Here is an 18845-nt window from a genome sequence, read left to right on the forward strand (position 1 = left end):
AACGCGGGTTCACGCTGATCGAGATCATAGTCGTGATCGCGATCCTCGGCATTCTGGCCGCGCTGATCGTGCCGAAGATCATGAGCCGTCCGGACGAAGCGCGCCACGTGGCCGCGAAGCAGGACATCGGCACCATCATGCAGTCGCTCAAGCTCTATCGTCTCGACAACGGCCGCTATCCGACCCAGGAGCAGGGCCTGCGCGCGCTGATCGAAAAGCCGACCACGGACCCGATCCCGAACAACTGGAAGGACGGCGGCTATCTCGAGCGTCTGCCGAACGATCCGTGGAGCAATACGTATCAGTACCTGAATCCGGGCGTCCATGGAGAGATCGACGTGTTCAGTTACGGCGCGGATGGCAAGCCAGGCGGCGAAGGCAACGATGCCGATGCCGGCTCGTGGCAGTAGGCGTCGTTCATTTCTTTGACTCGCGGGGCAACACACGCAACGAGTGCTCCATGCGCACGCCGCGCATGGAGCCACGGCATCCGGCCGTCTTTCAGCGCGACAAATCTTCCAGACGTCGATTGCGAGTGCGCGGCCCGAACGCGCCCACCGCGACGATCATCACGAGCATCGCCGCGCCGATGAACATCGCGACGCCGAGCGTTCCGCCCTCATGCAGGAAGAAGCCGATCAGCAGGCCCGCGACGGCCGCGCTCACGCGGCTCCACGAGTACACGAAGCCGATCGCTCGCGCGCGGATACGCGTCGGATATTGCTCGGCCTGAAAGCCGTGAAAGACGAACGAGATCCAGTTGTTGAACAGCGTGACGAGCACGCCGAAGGTGATGATCCACGCCGGCTCGGTCTGCCGCGCGAAGATCAGCATGAAGATGCCGATACCCACGCCCGCGCTGACGATCTGCCATTTGCGCTCCATGCGGTCCGCGATCCAGATGCCGAGCAGCGGCCCGACCGGATTAGCGAGCGCGATGATGAACGAGTATTGCAGGCTCGTCGTCACGTGGATGCCCTTTGAAATGAGCAAGGTCGGCACCCACGCGCCGAAACCGTAGAACGCGATGGTCTGCATCAGATTGAACACCGAAAGCACCAGCGTGCGCTTGCCATACGGTCTCTTGAACAGCTCGGAAAACTTGCCGTCGCCGACGACGGCTTCGGCGGGCGGCGCTTTCGGCAGCGCGGCCACGCCCGCGTCGCGCGCGATCTTCGTTTCGAGATCGCGCATGATGCGCTCCGCTTCCTCGTCGCGACCGTGCAGCGCGAGCCAGCGCGGGCTTTCCGGCAAGCCCAGACGCAGCCACCACGCGGCGATCGCGCCCACCGACGCGATGCCCGCGACCCAGCGCCAGCCATCGATGCCGAACGGACTGACGGGCACGAGCAGCCAGCCGAGCAGCGCGACCACGGGCACGATCAGAAACTCGATGAACTGATAGAACGCGAACGCCTTGCCGCGCCCTTGCGGCGGCACGAGCTCCGTGAGGAACGTGTCGATGGTGACCTGCTCCAGCCCCACGCCGATGGCCGCGATGAAGCGGCAGATGTCGACACCCTCCGCGCTCGTCTGACACGCCATCAGCGCGGTAGCGAGCGAATACCAGATGAGCGAGAACGTGAACATCGAGCGCCGGCCGAGCCTGTCCGCGATCGAGCCGAACACCATGCAGCCGAGCCACATCCCCGCGAACGTGCAGAACACGAAGAAGCCCACGCCGTTGACGCTGAAGAAGCCAGCCGGGTTCGTGCTGAACAGCCCGCTTTTCACGAGACCCGGCGCGATGTACGCCGTCATGAAGAGATCGTAGAGCTCGAATACGCCGCCCAGCGAGATGAGGAACACGAACCACCAGAGCGTGCGCGTGAAGGGCAAGCGATCGAGCCGGGACGCGACTTGCCCGGCATACGAGTCCGCGACCCTGACGGTCGTTGTGTCCGCGTAGATGTCTGTCATCGTCGTCTCCGCGCAGCAGGCTCGTTGGCCGCCGCGATGTCTCTTTCTTATGAAGCCCGCGCACGGCGGGCTGCGCGCATCGTTATGTCGATGTCGTTCTCAATGCAGTTCGAGCGCGGCCGCTACCGCTTCGCCCATCTCGCGCGTGCCCACCTTGCGTGTGCCGGGCTGATAGATGTCCGCCGTGCGATAGCCTTGCGCCAGTACCGTGCTCACCGCGCGGCGCACACGATCGGCCGCGTCGGTGAGACCGAACGACAGGCGCAGCATCATCTCGACGGAAAGAATCGCCGCGAGCGGATTGGCGATGTCCTTGCCCGCGATATCCGGCGCCGCGCCGTGCACCGGCTCGTACAGGCCGAAGCTGCCTTCGCCGAGCGACGCGGAAGGCAACATGCCGATGGAGCCCGTGAGCATCGCGGCGGCGTCCGAGAGAATGTCGCCGAACACGTTGCCCGTTACGATTACGTCGAACTGGCGCGGATTGCGCATCAGCATCATCGCGGCGGCATCGACGAACAGGTGCGTGAGCTCGACGTCCGGATATTCGTCGCCGACTTCCGTCATCACGTCGCGCCATAGCTGCATCGTTTCGAGCACGTTCGCCTTGTCGACCGAGCACACCTTGCGCCGGCGCTGCCGCGCCGCGCGAAACGCCGCATGCGCGATGCGCCTCACTTCAGATTCGCTGTAGCGCATCGTATTGATGCCGATGCGCTCGCCCGCTTCGTTCGTCACGCCGCGCGGTTCGCCGAAGTAGAGATCGCCCGTGAGTTCGCGCAGGATCACGATGTCGAGACCATCGACGACCTCGCGCTTCAGGCTGGATGCATCCGCGAGTTCGGGAAACAGGAACGCGGGGCGAAAGTTCGCAAAGAGATCGAGTGCCTTGCGCAGACGCAGCAGGCTCGCACCCGGACGCATGTCGAACGGAATCTTTTCGTCGCCGGGCTCACCTGCCGCGCCGAAGAGAATCGCGTCCGAGCGGCGCGCGATCTCGAGCGTCGCGGCAGGCAACGGATCGCCCGCTGCTTCCACGCCCGCGCCGCCGATGGGCGCATGCTCCACTTCGAGTCCCGCGCTCTTCGGCACGACCGCCTGCAATATCTCGAGCGCCTGTGCCGTCACTTCCTTGCCGATGCCGTCTCCCGCGAGTACCGCGACTTTCATGTGCATTCCCTTGCTTTCCAGTTGAGTGAATGGTGTCGCTTCATGATGCGTAGTCGCGCTCGAACGCTTCGATGCGTTCCATCTGCGTGAGCGTGAAGCCGAGTTCGTCGAGCCCTTCGAGCAGGCAACGCTTCAGATACGCGTCGATAGAGAACGCGTGCGTGTCGCCATCCGCCGTCGACACGGTCTGCGCTTCGAGATCGACCGTGACGTGCAGGCCCGGTTCCGCTGCGATCCTGTCGATCAGGCCGTCGACCACGTCAGCCGGAAGCAATACGGTCAGCAAGCCGTTTTTTGCCGCGTTCGAAGCGAAGATGTCGCCCACGCTCGGCGCAATGACGGCTCGCACGCCGTAGTCGTAAAGCGCCCACACCGCATGCTCGCGCGACGATCCGCAGGCGAAGTTCTCCTTCGCCACCACGATGCGCGCGGGCCGGTACGCGGGCTGATTCAGCGCGAACGACTCGTTCTCCGCGCCATCCGCGCGGTCACGCAGATCACGGAACAGATAGGCGCCGAAGTCATCGGAGCGCGGCTTTTGCAGATAGCGTGCGGGCAGGATCTGGTCGGTATCGCAGTTCGGGCGAGCAATGGGCAGCGCGACAGCATCGAGACGAACGAACGGTTCCATATCAGCGGGCCTCCGCGAGCAACGGACGCACATCGGTGAGACGCCCGCTCAGCGCAGCGGCCGCGACCATCACGGGGCTCATCAGATGCGTGCGCGATCCGGGGCCTTGCCTGCCGACGAAATTGCGATTGGTCGTCGAAGCGCTGCGCTGGCCCGGCGCGACGATGTCGCCGTTGGTGCCGAGGCACATCGAGCAGCCCGCTTCGCGCCATTCGAAGCCCGCGTCGCGGAACACGCGATCGAGGCCGAGCGCTTCCGCTTCGCGCTTGACCAGCCCCGAGCCCGGCACGACCCACGCCTGCACCGACGACGCGACCTTGCGCCCCTTCACGACGGCGGCCGCCGCCTTCAGATCCTCGATGCGTCCGTTCGTGCACGAGCCGATGAACGCGCGGTCGATCGTAATACCATCGAGCGGCATGCCCGGCGTAAGTCCCATGTAATCCATCGTGCGCTGCATCGCGGCGCGGCGCTCCGCATTCGGCGCGCTCGCGGGATCGGGCACGCGCGCGTCGATGGGCAGCGCGTCCTCGGGGCTGTTGCCCCACGTCACCATCGGACGCAGCGTGCTCACGTCGATCGACACTTCGTTGTCGAACGATGCGCCCTCGTCACTCGCGAGCGCACGCCAGCGCGCCACTTCCCGCTCCCACTGCTCGCCTTGCGGCGCATGCGGCTTGCCCGCGAGATAGTCGAACGTGATGTCGTCGGGCGCGATCATGCCCGCGCGGCCGCCCGCTTCGATCGACATGTTGCAGATGGTCAGGCGGCCTTCGAGCGACAGGCTGGAGATGGCCTGGCCCGCATATTCGATCACGTGACCCGTCGCGCCGCCCGCGCCGATGCGCGCGATGATCGCGAGAATCACATCCTTTGCGCTGACGCCGGGCGCAAGCGTGCCGTCGAGCACGATGCGCATCGTGCGCGGCTTGCGCTGCCACAGCGTTTGCGTCGCGAGCACGTGTGCGACTTCCGTGGCGCCGATGCCGAACGCAAGGGCACCCAGAGCGCCATGCGTGGACGTGTGACTGTCGCCGCACACGATCAGCATGCCTGGACGGCTCATGCCCTGCTCCGGCCCGACGACATGAACGATACCCTGACGCGCATCGTCGAGACCGTAGAAAGCAATGCCGTGCTCGTTGCTGTCGTTGCGAAGGGCATTCGCCATCGCGCGCTTTTCGGGGTCCGCGATGCTGGCGAGATCGCGGCTGTTCGTGGGCACGTAGTGGTCGGCGGTGGCGAAGCCGCGCTGCGGCGCGCGCACCTTGAGGCCGCGCTGGCGCAGCATCTCGAACGCGGGAGCGGAACCGTCCTGAATGAAATGGCTGTCGACGTAGAGCAGGCTCTGGCCATCTTCGCGCTCGAAGATGCGATGCGTCTGCCAGATCTTGTCGAACAGCGTGCGGGGTGCGCCAGCGGTGCGTGTCACTGTGTTCGTCTCCGTTTTTTCTCCGCGTGACGGGCGCTGGTTTGCCCGAGCCGCATCGGTGAGACGATGTTAGGCGCTTCCCCAATCTTTACAACGACAGATATATCATGGCCACCATCAAGAAAACTCATGGCGAAACATGCGACGAAAACTGCCACCCCTCAATGCGTTGCGCGCGTTCGAAGCATCGGGGCGCTATTCGAGCTTCACGGGCGCGGCGAAGGAATTGCTCGTCACGCAAGGCGCCGTGAGCCGTCACGTATCGCTTCTGGAAGACTGGCTCGGCGTGAAGCTGTTTCTGCGCACGCCGCGCGGCATCGAACTGACGCGCAAGGGCGAGAGCTACATCCGCGCGTTGAGCAGCGCGTTCGATCAGATCGACTACGCGACGCGCGAACTGCGTGACGAAGCGGACGGGTCCGTGCTGCGCCTCAAGCTGCCGCCGACCTTCGCGATGCGCTGGCTCGTGCCGCGTCTGACGCGCTTTCACGCGCGCCATCCGAAGATCGCGATCCAGATCGTCACGTCGCACGAGCCCGCGAACTTCCGGCTCGAGGACATCGACGTGTCCGTGCATTCGCATCCGTATCCGCCTGAGGGACAGGGGCATCGGCGGCTCTTTCGCGAAGTGTTGATGCCCGTTTGCAGCCCCGCTCTGTTGCAACGCGGGCCCGCGCTCGCCGAACCCAGGGACCTCGCGCGGCACACGTTGCTGTCGTCGCGAAACCGGCCGATGGACTGGTCGCGCTGGCTCGTCGAGGCGGGATTGACCGAGCTCGACGGCGCGGGACACGTCGACTTCGACAATGCGGCGCTGGCCTATCAGGCGGCCATCGACAATCTCGGCGTGATGATCGCGGTGCGCGCGTTGATCGAGGACGATCTGACGAGCGGAAAGCTCGTCGCACCGTTCGACCTGCAGGTGACCACGCCCGGCGCCTACTACCTGGCATGCGCGCTCGTCACGTCGAGGTCGCCACAACTGATGGCGTTCGAAGCGTGGTTGATGGAAGAAGCCGAGGCGTACGAGCGAAGCCTGGCTGCGGCGAATCGCGGTTAGCGAAACGATCCTTCGACCGCTTTTTCCGCACGAGTGTTTTTCCGGTGGCCGTGCACATCGCGCGCATGGCGTACATGGCGTGAATGACCCCAAAGTTGTCATTTACGACGATATCGTTTTCCGGGCCCGAAAGCTAGAGTGATCACCGTTGCACATCGCAACGAAACATCGAAAGGAGATCACTGTGAAGGTTTTTGCTGTCGGAATGATCACCACCCCGCCCACACCGGAACAACAGCCGCAGCTCATGGCGAAGGAAGTCCCCCATACTCTCCAGCTCTATCTCGACGGAAAGATCGAGCAGTTCTGGTTTCGCCAGGACCGACCCGGCGTGTTCTTTCTGATGGATGTCGAGTCGATCGATGAAGCGAAGGCGACAGTGGACGAACTGCCGCTGACGGAAGGCGGTTTCATGACATTCGAACTGACGCCTGTCGGCCCGCTCGCGCCGCTGGGCCGCCTGATTCAGAAGAAGTAAGTGCTGGGGGCAGCGTCGACGTCATCGAACTCCGGGCGATCGGCGCCGCAATGATCGAACACCTGGAAGAGCGAGCGGGAGCGCTGCCCACACCTCGATGGAGAAAGCGATGTCTGAAGCAGAAGTAAAAAGGAAAGAGAGCGGAGTGCATCCTCTCGACGATGTGGTTTGGAACGCGCTCGTCGCGACGCATCGACGCTTTGCACTCGGCGATGGCGGGGCGATCCGGTATCCGACCGACGTCGCGCCGTTTGCTGCGATGGGCGGGTACAGTCCGGAATCCTTTGCGGCTTTGCGTTCTCTCATCGAGGCACAAGGTCCCGTTGCCTTGGTCACGACCGACGAGCTCGTTCCTCCGTCCGGCTTTTCCGTCACAAAGCGTGCCGTCGTGCTGCAAATGATCTGGCAAGGCATGCTCGATCGACAGGATGAATTGCAGCACGTGAGGCTGGCCGTTGCCGATGTTCCCGAGATGCTCGCGCTTATCACCGCGACGGAGCCTGGCCCGTTTGGTCCGCGCACCATCGAACTCGGATCTTATTTTGGCATTCGCACTCAGGACAAGCTGGTCGCGATGGCGGGCGAGCGCATGAGGCTCGACGGATTCACGGAGATCAGCGCCGTCTGCGTGGATGCGGCGTTTCGCGGACGAGGCTATGCCGCCGGCCTGATGAGGCTGTTGATATCCGCCATCACCGCGCGCGGCGAGACGCCGTTTCTTCACGTCTTCACATCGAACCGGACCGCAATATCGCTCTACCGCACGCTGGGCTTTGTCGACAGGCGTGAGATGCATCTCACCGTGCTCGACCGCGCGCGAAGCTGACCTCTGTAATCCGCTCAGCGTTGCTATGAATGCGCTGCGAGCATCGCATGATGGTGTGCTTCCGTTGCATCGTCGACAGGGAACATGCATTCGACGCGTAGTTCCTGCGCGGCAACGTTTTGCGGTGCTCCAACGCTTGTGACCATCGAGAAATATCGAAGCACGACTCCGTCTTTGACGAAACCGAGCGGAATCATGGGCATCGCGGGCGCGGCGGCAGGCGCGTGCCAGCTCTTCCAGTCGCGCGGCACGTCGGGATACGCGAGCAGTTCATCGAGCAGACGCGCGGTATCGCCGTCGATCACCCGACCCACCGATTCCCGGTGCACCCGCTGTAGCAGGCTGCGGGAAACGGTGTCCCAGTCGGTCAGGAACGGACGCATCCCCTGTGGATCGAACATCAGATGCAGCATGTTGCGCGGGCCTTCGCGTGAAGCCATGTCAAAGAAGCAGTTGAAAAAGCGTGGCGCTGCATCGTTGGTCATCAGAACATTCCAGTGCCCGTCCATCACGATCGCGGGAAACGGCTCGTGCTGGCGAACGACCCGCTCGAGCGCGCGGATGACGCTGTGCATCTCCTGCGCGTTCCACGGCGCCTCCGAATACATAGGCGCGTATCCAGCCGCGAGCAGCAGTGCATTGCGCTCGCGCAGCGGCACATCGAGCGTTTGCGCGAGCGTCAGCAAGGTCTCCCTGCCGGGCACGCTGCGCCCACTCTCGATGAAGCTGATTTGCCGCTGCGAGATACCTGCGTCGAGCGACAGATCGAGCTGACTCACGCCGCGCACGTCGCGCCAATAGCGCAACAAGCTGCCAAGTTCGCCCGGTGGCACATTCCGATCGCGGCTGGTGACGTTCATTGGATTTCCCCGATCAACGCGAACGACTATAGCGGACTCACGCGATGGGCGCACGCCAGACGAACTCCTCGAACGGTGCTTCGAGTTCCGGTCTGGTCACGCTGGCGACATAGTTCGTGATAGTCGATGCCGCCACCACTGCAATGATTTCGAGTAGCTGCTCGGCGCTGAATCCGGCTTCCAGGAAACGTTGCTGGTCCGCATCGGCAAGGTGGCCACGCTTTTCGATCAGCGTGCGCGCCAGCATTGACAGCGCGGCGAGTCCGGCGTCATCAGGCAGCTCGCCATGCCGGATCGCATCGACATCGGCGCGGTGTACGCCCTGCTTCAATGCGAGTGCGGTGTGAAACGCGACGGGCCACTCGCTGGCGTTCGTGACCGCGTTGGTCAGCAGCAACGTCTGGATCTGCGGCTCCGTCAAACTACTCGCATGCACGCGCTCGAACAGGCCGATGAAGCCGTTGATCAATACCGGCGATGTAGCCATAGCGGCCGCGATGTTCGGAATCAGACCAAAAGCCTCTTGCAATTGCCGGAGCACGGGCTTCGATTGTGCGGGGGCCGATTCGATCGTATGAACGGGATAGCTGGACATGGTGTCTCCTTGACAGTGAGCGCCACCGGGTTGGTGGCGCTACAGCCAAAGAGTAGAGAACGTTGTGCTGCACACCAATTACATCGGATGTAATCGCCGCGCTGCGGGTACGCGACGATCGACGGGAGATGTACCGCTGCAATTCGGGACCGCGCTCATTCATACGAGCCTTGACTGTCCTGAATACTCACCCAACAGCTCGACCGGGCCGAGCGGAAAACAGCATCGATCACCCGCATATTCGAGCATGCGTCTTCAAGGGGAATAGCCTGTGGACCTCCGCTCAATATTGCTTCCGCAAATACTGCGGCTGCCACGCCATATTGATCGCACACCGGCAGTTCCAGCCAGCGTTGCGTATCGACTCCTGCGCTTGAGCGTTCACTCAGTAACAGACGCGTCGGTCGATCATTCGGTGCGTTGAACGGAATCTCGACCTCGAGCCGGCCCGTGGTGCCGTGAAATTGCATGCGCTGGTAGTTGTGGATCTGGGTGGAGTAAAAAAAGCTCGCCTGCACACCGTCGAAATCCATCAACACAGAGCCAAGCCGGTCCACCTCAAACGTCGGATCACGCTCCATCAGCGCGACCACCTGCTTTGGCTCACGCCCAAGAATGAAGCGTGAAGTCGTGATGGGATAACAACCGATATCCAGAAGACCGCCGCCGCCAAGTTCGCTCTGATTGCGGATATCGCGCGGGTCGGTGTTGTAATAGGTAAAGCCTCCCGTCACTGCCCGCAATTCGCCTATGGCGCCCTCTTCGATCAAGGTTCGCACTTTGAGCCACTGCGGATGCGTGCGAACCATGAATGCTTCCTGTACGTATCGGCCGCTCTTGTCGCGCGCAGCGATAAGACGCTCAGCCTGTCGAACATCCAGCCCGATCGGCTTTTCACACAGGACGTGCTTGCCGGCCTCGACGGACCTGACCGTCCATTCCATGTGAATGTGATTAGGCAATGGGATATACACCGCGTCGATTTCCGGGTCGGCCAGCAGTGCCTCGTAACTGTCATACGCGACAGCAAGGCCGTATCTCGCCGCCGCGTCCCGAGCCTTCTGCGGATTTCGCGACGCGATGCCCTTTACGCGACACTTCGGCGCTTTATGCATCGGCACAACGACCTTGTCGTTGATCTTTGCCGTGCCCAAGATTCCCCAGACAACTGCATCCTTTGCCATGACATGCCCTTTCGAATTGCGTACGTGAGAATTGGACTGAACGAGCGCACCCATAATCTCCATTTGCGCCAGTCTACGCTCAGCGCTCTTGTCTTCGCATCCAACGAAAGCACATGACAAGCATGAGGGCGCGGACCTACGCGGCAATCGCGTGCACATGACAGGCGTGAAAGTCCGGCGCCCTCGGCACTTCGTCCTGGCACGAAAGAAAACGTCATCCCGGGAAGAATGCTGCCCCGCTCGACTCTTTGCTCACAACCCTAACGTCTTAACGCGGCGATTGTTTCTGAGTACCAGAGGGTAAAAGCGCTTCTTGAAGAATTGCACCGCGCAACTCAGGACCCGGGGATGATCTATTGTGTGCCTGAGGGCTGCCGCGAAGCGCCTTTCACGAATTGCCTCGGTGACATCGAGCCAGCGAAGCGAGGTTTCGAGTGATCGATGCCGATGCGCACATGCGTCGGCTAACCTTCCGGACAAGGCATGCGACGCGCGAAAGCGGGCATTCGCGTCGAGCATGCCCATGAGCGCTCGTCGATCCGCGGACTTGTCAGTGGAGAGCGAACCACCACGTCGCCGATAGTGATACCCCATCGCCGGATAGACAACCATTCGCGCATCGTGCTTCACCAGCACGCGCAATAGAAGATCGAAATCTTCCGCAGAGCGAACCCGCGCGTCATAACGAAGCTCCCCTAAAAGCTCAGCCTTGATCATAGGCTGGAGATAGCCGAGGTGTGGCGCGTTGACAAGCGCGACCGCATCGAAAGTCCTGGAGGTTTTAAGGTCAAGCAGCGAGTGTCCAGTGAGCGAGCCGCTCTCGTTCATGATGAGCAGGTCGTCCGCTGCAATCCCTTCGCCGTCCGCTTCCGCCTTGGCAAGCAGCGACGCGAGGCGTCCTTCACCGAACGCGTCGTCACTATCGAGGATTGTGATCCAGCGACCTCGCGCGCACGTCAGCGCGCGATTGCGCGCGACCGACGGCCCCGCGTTGGACGACGAAGTCAGCAGAACGATACGTGGGTCGCTATCGGCGGCGGCGCGGACGATCTCCACGCTTGCGTCAGTCGACGCATCGTCCACAACGATGAGTTCCCAGTCCGACAGACTCTGTCTCTGGACCGACTCGATGGCTTCTCCGATCCAGCTCTCCCCATTGAAATTGGCCATGACCACAGTGACAGAAGGAACATGCGCCCGCGCAGGAAAGATCAAGCGAGTCGCGTCGCGTTCTTCGATGCGGTCGAATTCGCGTGGAGGGCTCCTTGAAGTTGTGTGTTCACCCGTTAAGCTCATGGTCTCGGTCCCGAAGCAGGGTTGCAAGGAAGGGGCGGCAGCGTAAAGCGGCTCAACGTTCGCGGTCGCCTTGCGGGATCAAGCCCGCTGCGAATGCCACATGTGAAGGAACGTCAGCAAGCGAAGTGGCGATGGGAAGCCAGCTAAGTCCGCTCGACTGCCTCCGATGCGGCGCGTCTACCGGACCGAGGTAGTACAGAACATGTCATATGTCCCCTTCCGCGCGGGCACAGAACAACGCCAACAACGCGCAAAGCCGATCGGAAACGCGTGAGTCATAGCTTATGAAGATAGCACCTGGCCTTACGGCAAGCTATCGAGAACCTCAACGTTTTGCGACTTCCTCTCAGACATTTGCGCCTGTTTTTCACGCGGCGCTGAAGTGAGTGCCCATATATGCGCGATGACATTGCGAAATGTCGGGGCGATCTACATCGTGCGCACTGCGCCGGAACGTGTTGCGATGCAGCTTCGGTCGAAGCGCATTGCGACGCGCGGCGCTTTTCTATGCGGGAGTGTCACTTGCTCCCTGCGGCAGAGTCGGCAGAGTCTTTTCCGCGCTGCGTCAAGACTGGACTGGCGCGAAGGAATACGCGTGTCCGCTCTCAACTGTGACTCTCACACAGTGCCTGACTGTCGCACCGTTGTCAGCGCAACATCAGCGCGTATGACGCTCAGAAAAGCCGCTATATCGAACCCATACGACTCGAGCAGCCGGTACAGCGTGACGCGCGAAATATCGAGTTCGCGCGCCGCGTCCGCGACCCTTCCGCGATTTCGTATCAGCGCCCTTTCGACTGCCTGCTGTTCGGCGCGGCGCCGCGCCTGATCGAGCGATACCGCACGCGTACCCACATAGTGCGCAAGACCCAGGTCGCTCGCGGTAATCACCGGATTGTCGAACAGCACGACAGCGCGCCACACGCGGTTGCGCAGTTCGCGGACATTGCCAGGCCAATCGTGCGCGCGCATCGCGCGGGTCGCATCGTCGGAAAAGCCACGAATCCGGCGGCACGAATCCGCGCGCAACTGATCGAGCAGATGCCGCGCCAATAGCTCGACGTCGGCACCTCGCGCGCGAAGCGGCGGCTCGTCGATCTGCAGCACGCTCAGCCGATGATAGAGATCTTCCCGGAATCGGCCTTCCGACGTTGCCTGCTTCAGATCCACATGCGTCGCGCAGACGATTCTCACGTCGACGTCGATCGAGCCGGTACAGCCCAACCGCTCGATGCTGTGCTCCTGCAAGAACCGCAGCAGACTCGCCTGGCTTTTCAACGGCAGATCGGCGATCTCGTCGAGAAGGACCGTACCGCCATCCGCCGCTTCGATGCGTCCCGTCTTACGCTCGTTTGCACCAGTGAATGCGCCACGCTCGTAGCCGAACAGTTCGGACATGACGAGATGCTCAGGTATTGCGCCGCAGTTGATCGCGACAAACGGTGCATGCCGCCGCGCGGAATAGCGGTGAATCGATAGCGCCGTCAGTTCCTTGCCCGTCCCCGACTCGCCCTGGATGAGCACGGGCGCGTTGCATATCGCAACCTTGCGGATCGTGCGAAAGAGCTGGATCATCGCCTCGGACGAACCCATCATCTCGCCATCCATGACCGTCCACGGATGCGCGGCCACCGGCTCCGCCAGCGAGCACATGCCGCGCGCGTGCCCTATCGCATGTCCGAGTTCGTCGGCTGTTGTAGGCAGCGTGATGTAGCTCATGCAGCGGCCTCGCACGAGCGAGCGGATCGCATGGTCTTCGAGTTGCCCGGGCCGCAACGCCGCGACCCAGCCCACATCGCGTGCGGCGATCACGTCGGTGAGCGCTGCCATGTCACGCGGAAACTTCATCGACGCCAGATCGATCAGTCCTCCCGCTCCGGCTGCAAGCCGTGTCCGATGCCTCGTTCGCGCGCCGACGTCGATCCTGTCGATTCTCCACCCGTTGTGCGGGAGCACCGCGTCCGGCAACGCGCGGTTGCCACGGCAAACGTGATAGAGCTTTCTCGTCACCGCGTCCATATGAAGCCTCTCCGGCCAGACCGAACTAGAAAGGAAAACTGATCGCTTCGATAAGAAAGAGAAAATTCGCTGTAAAGGAAGTGTCGGCTAACGAAGCTGAAGAACGCCTTAAGATCTTTTTCTTATTCCGTGAAAGAAGGCGTTCTCGCGACTAAATTGCTTGAGAACTGTGCGGTAGACCGCATAACAAAGCGAGGATGTGCGCGCGAGCGAGTCAGGAATGGAATCCGGACGTCAATTCTATGACGCGCGAATCCTTAAAGCCGCATTTCAATGAGCTTGATACCGATCACCAGTTCGACGTGCCCATGCTGCGCGGAGTGAAACGCGTCAGGCCATCGTTCATCGGATCGAATGGAGCGTCCAGCGAGCCGGATCTCGGCTTCTTTGGATGAGCATCGAGGTTGGAGTTGGAGCGTGGCATCGGCGGCATATAGAAGAATTGCCAGCCCGCATAGGTCTGCTGTCCTTCGAAGTCTTCGAATTGCCGGGGAAAACGCGAGCGCTTGATCGGCGCGTCCGTCGAACTGCTGTGCAGGCCGGCTATCCGGCCGGCCTCGTACAGGTAGACCCAATCGTTCTGCCCGCTGACGGGATCGGCGTACGCGCGCCGCAAATGATGCAGCGGCTCGGGAAAGCGCGTGTCGTTGAGCAGATCGTCGATGGATGCGGGCAGCGCGCGTCCTGCGCGGTAGTAGCGCAGTATCGCGAGACGGTACTGGTTGCCGACGAACAGCAGTTGCTGTTCGGTTTCCCGTTTGCGTTGAAACGACCATACGTCGAGCGCGCCCATCAGCGCGATCGAAAGCAACATCAACGCGATCAGCAGTGTCAGCATCACGAGGCCGCGTTCGCGTGCGGCGTGCGCGCCAGACGAATGTCCGCTATGGCCGCGCGTCTCGATGAAGCTCATTGACCCGCTCCCGCTGCATCCGACGCCGCGCCCTGCGCGCTGCTTGCGGGCAGGATATCGTAGACGCCCGGTTTGTTGTCGTCCGGCGAAGCGACGACCGCCCACTTGTCGTCGCCGTTCACGGGATCGACGGGAATCGCGCGCAAATAGTGGCGCGTAACGAGCTCGTCGAGCGTGTCGGGGTACGCGCCGTTATCGCCGTAGTATTTGTCGATCGCATCGCGCATCACCGCGAGATTCTGCGCGCGCACCTGCTCTTTGCCGCGATCGATGCTATGCATGTAGCGCGGCAGCGCGATGGTCAGCAAGAGGCCGATGATCGCCATCACGACGACGAGTTCTATCAGCGTGAAGCCGGCGCAAAACCGGCGCATGGCGTTGCCTTTCATGATCGCGCTCACCACTGTCCGCTCACCACTGTCGATAGGGAACGCCGTTGATGCCGACGCGATCCGACTTCGACGTGACATCGAACACGTCCTTGCCCGCCGTGCCAGGCGCGGACGGATCGGCGCCATCGGCACGCGCAGGCGGCTCGCCGAACGCGCGCGCGTTCCAGGTGTCTTCGGGCGGCGCATCCGGCTCGCCCGTAAAGAAGGGATCGCGCGGCACGCGGCGCAGGAACATCAGCAGCCCGCCTTTAGGGTCTTTGACGTTCTTCACGCCATCGACGAGCACCGTGAGCGACGGCGGATAGCCCGACGCATCCGCTTCTCGTTCGATCAGCCCCGTGTCGCTCGCTTCCTTGTATGCGTCGAGCGCAGTACGGATCTCACGCAATGCCGCGCTCAACTGCTGTTCCTTTTCGCGCTGCACGATCAGTTGAGAAAACGGCACGATCGCGAGCGCGAGGATGCCGACAAGCGCGAGCGTGACCACGAGTTCGATCAGCGTGAAGCCGCGCTGCCCCGCTCGATCCGTGCGGCGTACACGGTCGGGACGCGTGACGCGAAACATCGTCTAGTACCCGCCGTTCTGGATCGAGCGCAGCGGGTTGTCGCTGGGCATGTCGCCAGGCGGCATCACGAGCATCGGCGGCGGCGCGGGCGCGGCAGGCGCGGGCGGTGGCGGAGGCGCCCCCTGCACAGCGGGCGCGGCGTAGGCGTTCGATGGCGCGGCGTAAGCGTTTGACGGCGCGCCTGCATTGACGTTGCTGTTCTCGCTGCCCGCCGGCGCCTCGCCCGCGCCCTGCCCGGCAGGCGGCGGCGCGCCTTCGTTGGCAGGCGGCGCGGCTCCGCCCGCCGGCGGCGGCGGAGGCAAGGTCGAATAGCGCCCGCCGTAAGGCTGCGGAGGCGGCGTCGTACGCGGCTGCACGGGCGGCTGGCCAAATGCGCTGGCGGGCGGCGACGTTCCCGGCCGATTCTGCGTGCTGCCGTGCGGCGTGGCGGCCGCGCCTCCCGTCGTGCCCCCGCCCACGCTGCCCGGCTTGCGGATCACGGGACTCGGCGCGGGCGGCTCCAGTTCCGCGACGACGGGATCGAGCCGCAACTGGTCGGCGTGCACGTTGACGTCGGTGCCCGACCACACTTCCTGCGTATCCGCGTCGGCGGCTGTCTGCGGACGCACGATATGCGGCGTGATCTGCAGCACGATCTCTGTTTTCACGTGATCGCCGTTGTGATTGGAAAACAACCGCCCGAGCACGGGCAACTGGCCGAGGCCCGGCACCTTGTCGGCTGTCTCGCGGTCCTGATCGGAAATCAGCCCGCCGAGAATCTGCGTTTCGCCGTCGCGCAAGCGCAAGCTCGTCGACGCATTGCGCGTGCCGATCTGATAAGCGAGGGTCGTTAGCCCCGCCTGCGAGTTGTCGCTCTGAATCACCTTTGTGATGTTGCTCACTTCGAGGTTCAGCTTGATGCCGACATCGCCGTCCCGATAGACCTGCGGCTCGACTTCGAGCTTGATGCCGACGTCGAGGTACTGGACCATCTGCGTATAGGACGGCCCGCTCGTGCTCGGCGTGCTCGAACTCGAGATCACGGGCACCTTGTCGCCGATCAGAATGCGCGCCTTTTCCTTGTTGCGCGCACGGATGCGCGGACTGGCGAGCAGGTTGGCGTCGGTGTCGCTGAGCTTGAAGTTGGCCGTCGCGGACAGCCCGCTCACGTTCAGCGCGTTGATGGGCAAATGATGCAGCTCGCCCCATGTGTTGGCCGTCGCGGGCGTCGCCATCGTGAACGTATTCGGCCATTCGATGCCGAGGTTGGTCATGCGGTCGTGCGAGACTTCGAGCACCTGCACTTCCATCATCACCTCGGGCTCGGGGATATCCTGCGCGGCGATCATCTCCTCGGCCACGCGTATCGTATCGGGCGTGCCGCGTATCGTGACGGTGTTCGCGCGTTCGTCGACCACGACTTCCTTGAGCTTGAGCAGACTCTTGAGCAAGCCCTGAATCTGCTTGGCGTCGACGTTCGACAGCTGGAACGTGCGTACCTTCAGCTCCTGATATTCGAGTTCTTTCGCGGGTGTCGCCGGATAGATGAAGAGCGTATTCGCGTTCAGCTGTTTCTTGTCGAGCTGGCTCTGCATCAGGATCATGTCGACGGTGTCCTGCAGCGTCGCGTTCGTCACGAAGATCGTCGTCTTCAGGTCGGCGCGCACGTCGCGATCGAAAATCACATTGAGGCCTGTCGTTTTCGACAGCGCTTCGAACACCATGCGCACGTTGGCATCGCGGAACTGCAGCGTGACGGGCGTACGCATGATCGACGACGCGGCGATCTTCTCCTCCTTCAGCGCGCGCTGCTGATTGCGCTTGTCCTGAATCTCCTTGAGAATCTGCTGCGCCATCGGATTGGTCGGGTTCTGCGCGAGCACGCGATGCACGCGTTGTTCCGCGAGCGCGTACGAGCCGCGCTGCATCATGCGGTCGGCTTCCTGCAAGGCGGTGAGATCGCGCCGGTCGCGATCGACCGCGGCGCCGATCTTGCGGCCGCGCTCACTCGTTGGATCGATCTGATACGCCTGGCCGAGCTTCTGCGCGGCGAGGTCGTACTGGTAGCTCGCGCGGTACGCTTCCGCGTCGTCGAGCAGCGCATTCACGCGCCCGTCGCGGTCGTGCAGATAGTCGATCTGCAATTGCGCGTTGGTGGGATCGCTCTGGCGCGTCGCGGGCTGGGTCACGCAGCCGCCCAGCGCCAGCACGGCCAGCGCGATGCACGCGGCCTGCCGCTTCACGTGAGGCACGCCTCGCGAACGGCGCGTGGGGGACGCTGGATCGGGCGGATAGCGCGTCGGCGAGCCGCTGTCCCCGTTGCGGCACCCATCGCGGCTGCATGCGGCTGTCATTGTTTTCCTTCCCCTGGTATGGAGATCACCTGCTTCTGATTCAGCGGCAGATAGGTCAGCACGACATCGCCATCGGAAATCGACTCGACACGATACTGTCCATCGACGATTTCGCCCTGCGACACGATCAGCAACTGGTCGCCACTGCTCAGGAATACGCGCGGCTTGAGCGTCGACCCATCCAGCTTGCCGAGGTACACATAGGGCATGGGCGGTGCGGTCGGCGGGGGCGGCGGCTCGGGCGGCGCCTGCACCACGGGAGGCGGCGGCAGCCACGACGAGGCGGCAAACGGGTTGTTGCGCGATTCGAGCGACATGGGCTTGCGCAATGCCGCGAGCCTTGCGCCCAGCGTATCCGCTGCATGCGATACGAGCGGCGTGGCCGTGCTCGCTGCGTTTGCCGTTTTCCCCGGCGCTTTCGCACGGCGCTCTTTCGTCGCGTCGCGCGCGGACGATGACGGCAGCGTTGCTGCATGGCGCGCGGGGTTCACGGCCGCCATCGCCGCCGAACCCTGCGACGCACGCCACTCCTTCACCGAAAGTGCGATCGTTGCGATCAGGCACAGGCCGAGCACTCCGCGGCGAACGAGGTTCGGGTTCATGGCCGCGCCGTCCCGTAGACGAGTTCGAACCGGACCCGCGCATCGAGCACGCTGCCGTCGACGGCGGGCCGTTCGACGTGTATCTCGCGCAAGGCCGCGTTCGGCAGGTTGTTCAGCACCGACGCAAGAAAACGCCGGATGGCGCCATACTGATCCTTGACGGGCAGCAGCATCTGATAGCGGACGTATCGTCCACCCGAGTCGGCGACGACGAGGTATTCGGCGGAACCCACGGTGAGGTTGTTCTCGCTGGCGCGCGCGAGTATCGCCGCAATGTCGTCCGCGCTATGGGCAAAGCGCGGAAAGAGATCCGGCAAGGTCTCCAGCATCGCTGCATCGGTGGATGCGCGCGCATCGCCGGCAACGTCCGGCTTCTTCGCGGCTCGCGCAGGGCTGACTTCATTCGACAGATCGCGCGTGCCGGCCTGCATGCGCATCGCGCCGTTCGCCACGACGGCCGCCGCGCACAGCAACACGACGCCCGCGAGTCCCGGCACGCCGAAGCGGCGCACCAGTTCGAAGCGCAAGGTCAGAAGGCGCTCGCGCACGGAATCGGCGTTCATGAGCG

At 63.0% G+C, this 18845-nt stretch carries 19 protein-coding genes; 4 read left to right on the forward strand and 15 right to left on the reverse strand.

Annotation, left to right across the window (positions count from 1 at the left end):
* Positions 1–410: type II secretion system major pseudopilin GspG (gene gspG / locus BN2476_RS24785; RefSeq protein ID WP_143811033.1), on the forward strand; the 410-nt coding region annotated here is incomplete at its 5' end.
* Positions 411–501: 91 nt separating this feature from the next.
* Here gspG and BN2476_RS24790 read toward each other — a convergent pair.
* The 4 genes from BN2476_RS24790 to leuC all read right to left on the reverse strand — a co-directional run bounded on the left by BN2476_RS24790 (position 502) and on the right by leuC (position 5153).
* The gene (locus tag BN2476_RS24790) at positions 502–1920 is read right to left on the reverse strand and encodes an MFS transporter (protein WP_087736814.1); all 1419 of its coding nucleotides are present in this window, start codon (positions 1918–1920) and stop codon (positions 502–504) included.
* Positions 1921–2019: 99 nt separating this feature from the next.
* The gene (gene leuB, locus BN2476_RS24795) at positions 2020–3090 is read right to left on the reverse strand and encodes a 3-isopropylmalate dehydrogenase (RefSeq protein ID WP_087736893.1); all 1071 of its coding nucleotides are present in this window, start codon (positions 3088–3090) and stop codon (positions 2020–2022) included.
* Positions 3091–3130: 40 nt separating this feature from the next.
* Complete coding sequence (gene leuD, locus BN2476_RS24800) at positions 3131–3721, reverse strand: 3-isopropylmalate dehydratase small subunit (protein ID WP_087736815.1); 591 nt, start codon at positions 3719–3721, stop codon at positions 3131–3133.
* Position 3722: 1 nt separating this feature from the next.
* Positions 3723–5153: a 3-isopropylmalate dehydratase large subunit gene (gene leuC, locus BN2476_RS24805; RefSeq protein ID WP_087736816.1), complete on the reverse strand. Its 1431-nt coding sequence runs from the start codon at positions 5151–5153 to the stop codon at positions 3723–3725.
* A gap of 139 nt (positions 5154–5292) precedes the next feature.
* Here leuC and gcvA point away from each other — a divergent pair, with 139 nt between their 5' ends.
* From gcvA to BN2476_RS24820, 3 genes are all read left to right on the forward strand, one after another.
* Positions 5293–6213 (forward strand): transcriptional regulator GcvA, encoded by a 921-nt coding sequence (gene gcvA, locus BN2476_RS24810; RefSeq protein WP_087736817.1) that lies wholly within the window; start codon positions 5293–5295, stop codon positions 6211–6213.
* A gap of 184 nt (positions 6214–6397) precedes the next feature.
* On the forward strand, positions 6398–6691 hold the full coding sequence (locus BN2476_RS24815) for a muconolactone Delta-isomerase family protein (RefSeq protein ID WP_087736894.1): 294 nt from the start codon (positions 6398–6400) through the stop codon (positions 6689–6691).
* A 109-nt stretch (positions 6692–6800) separates the two neighbouring features.
* On the forward strand, positions 6801–7517 hold the full coding sequence (locus BN2476_RS24820) for a GNAT family N-acetyltransferase (protein ID WP_087736895.1): 717 nt from the start codon (positions 6801–6803) through the stop codon (positions 7515–7517).
* Between the two features lie 23 nt (positions 7518–7540).
* On the opposite strand, the gene BN2476_RS24825 is transcribed toward BN2476_RS24820, so the two are convergent.
* The 11 genes from BN2476_RS24825 to BN2476_RS24875 all read right to left on the reverse strand — a co-directional run bounded on the left by BN2476_RS24825 (position 7541) and on the right by BN2476_RS24875 (position 18840).
* A complete protein-coding gene (locus BN2476_RS24825) occupies positions 7541–8377 on the reverse strand; it encodes a helix-turn-helix domain-containing protein (RefSeq protein ID WP_087736818.1) in 837 nt (278 codons plus the stop codon).
* A gap of 37 nt (positions 8378–8414) precedes the next feature.
* A complete protein-coding gene (locus BN2476_RS24830; RefSeq protein ID WP_087736819.1) occupies positions 8415–8972 on the reverse strand; it encodes a carboxymuconolactone decarboxylase family protein in 558 nt (185 codons plus the stop codon).
* Positions 8973–9127: 155 nt separating this feature from the next.
* On the reverse strand, positions 9128–10156 hold the full coding sequence (locus tag BN2476_RS24835; protein ID WP_087736820.1) for a Gfo/Idh/MocA family protein: 1029 nt from the start codon (positions 10154–10156) through the stop codon (positions 9128–9130).
* A gap of 252 nt (positions 10157–10408) precedes the next feature.
* Positions 10409–11452 carry a glycosyltransferase family 2 protein gene (locus BN2476_RS24840; protein WP_087736821.1) on the reverse strand — a complete coding sequence of 348 codons (1044 nt, stop codon included), beginning with the start codon at positions 11450–11452 and terminating at the stop codon, positions 10409–10411.
* 618 nt (positions 11453–12070) lie between these two features.
* The gene (locus BN2476_RS24845; protein WP_087736822.1) at positions 12071–13471 is read right to left on the reverse strand and encodes a sigma-54 dependent transcriptional regulator; all 1401 of its coding nucleotides are present in this window, start codon (positions 13469–13471) and stop codon (positions 12071–12073) included.
* 289 nt (positions 13472–13760) lie between these two features.
* Positions 13761–14384, reverse strand: coding sequence for a type II secretion system protein (locus BN2476_RS24850; RefSeq protein ID WP_087736823.1), 624 nt, complete (start codon positions 14382–14384; stop codon positions 13761–13763).
* Positions 14381–14773 (reverse strand): type II secretion system protein, encoded by a 393-nt coding sequence (locus tag BN2476_RS24855; protein WP_087736896.1) that lies wholly within the window; start codon positions 14771–14773, stop codon positions 14381–14383. Before BN2476_RS24855 ends, BN2476_RS24850 begins: the two co-directional genes overlap by 4 nt.
* A gap of 22 nt (positions 14774–14795) precedes the next feature.
* Positions 14796–15341 carry a type II secretion system protein gene (locus BN2476_RS24860; RefSeq protein WP_087736824.1) on the reverse strand — a complete coding sequence of 182 codons (546 nt, stop codon included), beginning with the start codon at positions 15339–15341 and terminating at the stop codon, positions 14796–14798.
* A 3-nt stretch (positions 15342–15344) separates the two neighbouring features.
* A complete protein-coding gene (locus BN2476_RS24865; protein ID WP_438942900.1) occupies positions 15345–17573 on the reverse strand; it encodes a secretin GspD/PilQ domain-containing protein in 2229 nt (742 codons plus the stop codon).
* 98 nt (positions 17574–17671) lie between these two features.
* On the reverse strand, positions 17672–18277 hold the full coding sequence (locus BN2476_RS24870; RefSeq protein WP_087736826.1) for a hypothetical protein: 606 nt from the start codon (positions 18275–18277) through the stop codon (positions 17672–17674).
* Positions 18274–18840, reverse strand: a complete 567-nt coding sequence (locus tag BN2476_RS24875) for a hypothetical protein (RefSeq protein ID WP_087736897.1) — start codon at positions 18838–18840, stop codon at positions 18274–18276. Before BN2476_RS24875 ends, BN2476_RS24870 begins: the two co-directional genes overlap by 4 nt.
* Positions 18841–18845 lie beyond the last annotated feature (5 nt).

The organism is Paraburkholderia piptadeniae, assembly GCF_900007165.1.
Lineage (GTDB): Bacteria > Pseudomonadota > Gammaproteobacteria > Burkholderiales > Burkholderiaceae > Paraburkholderia > Paraburkholderia piptadeniae.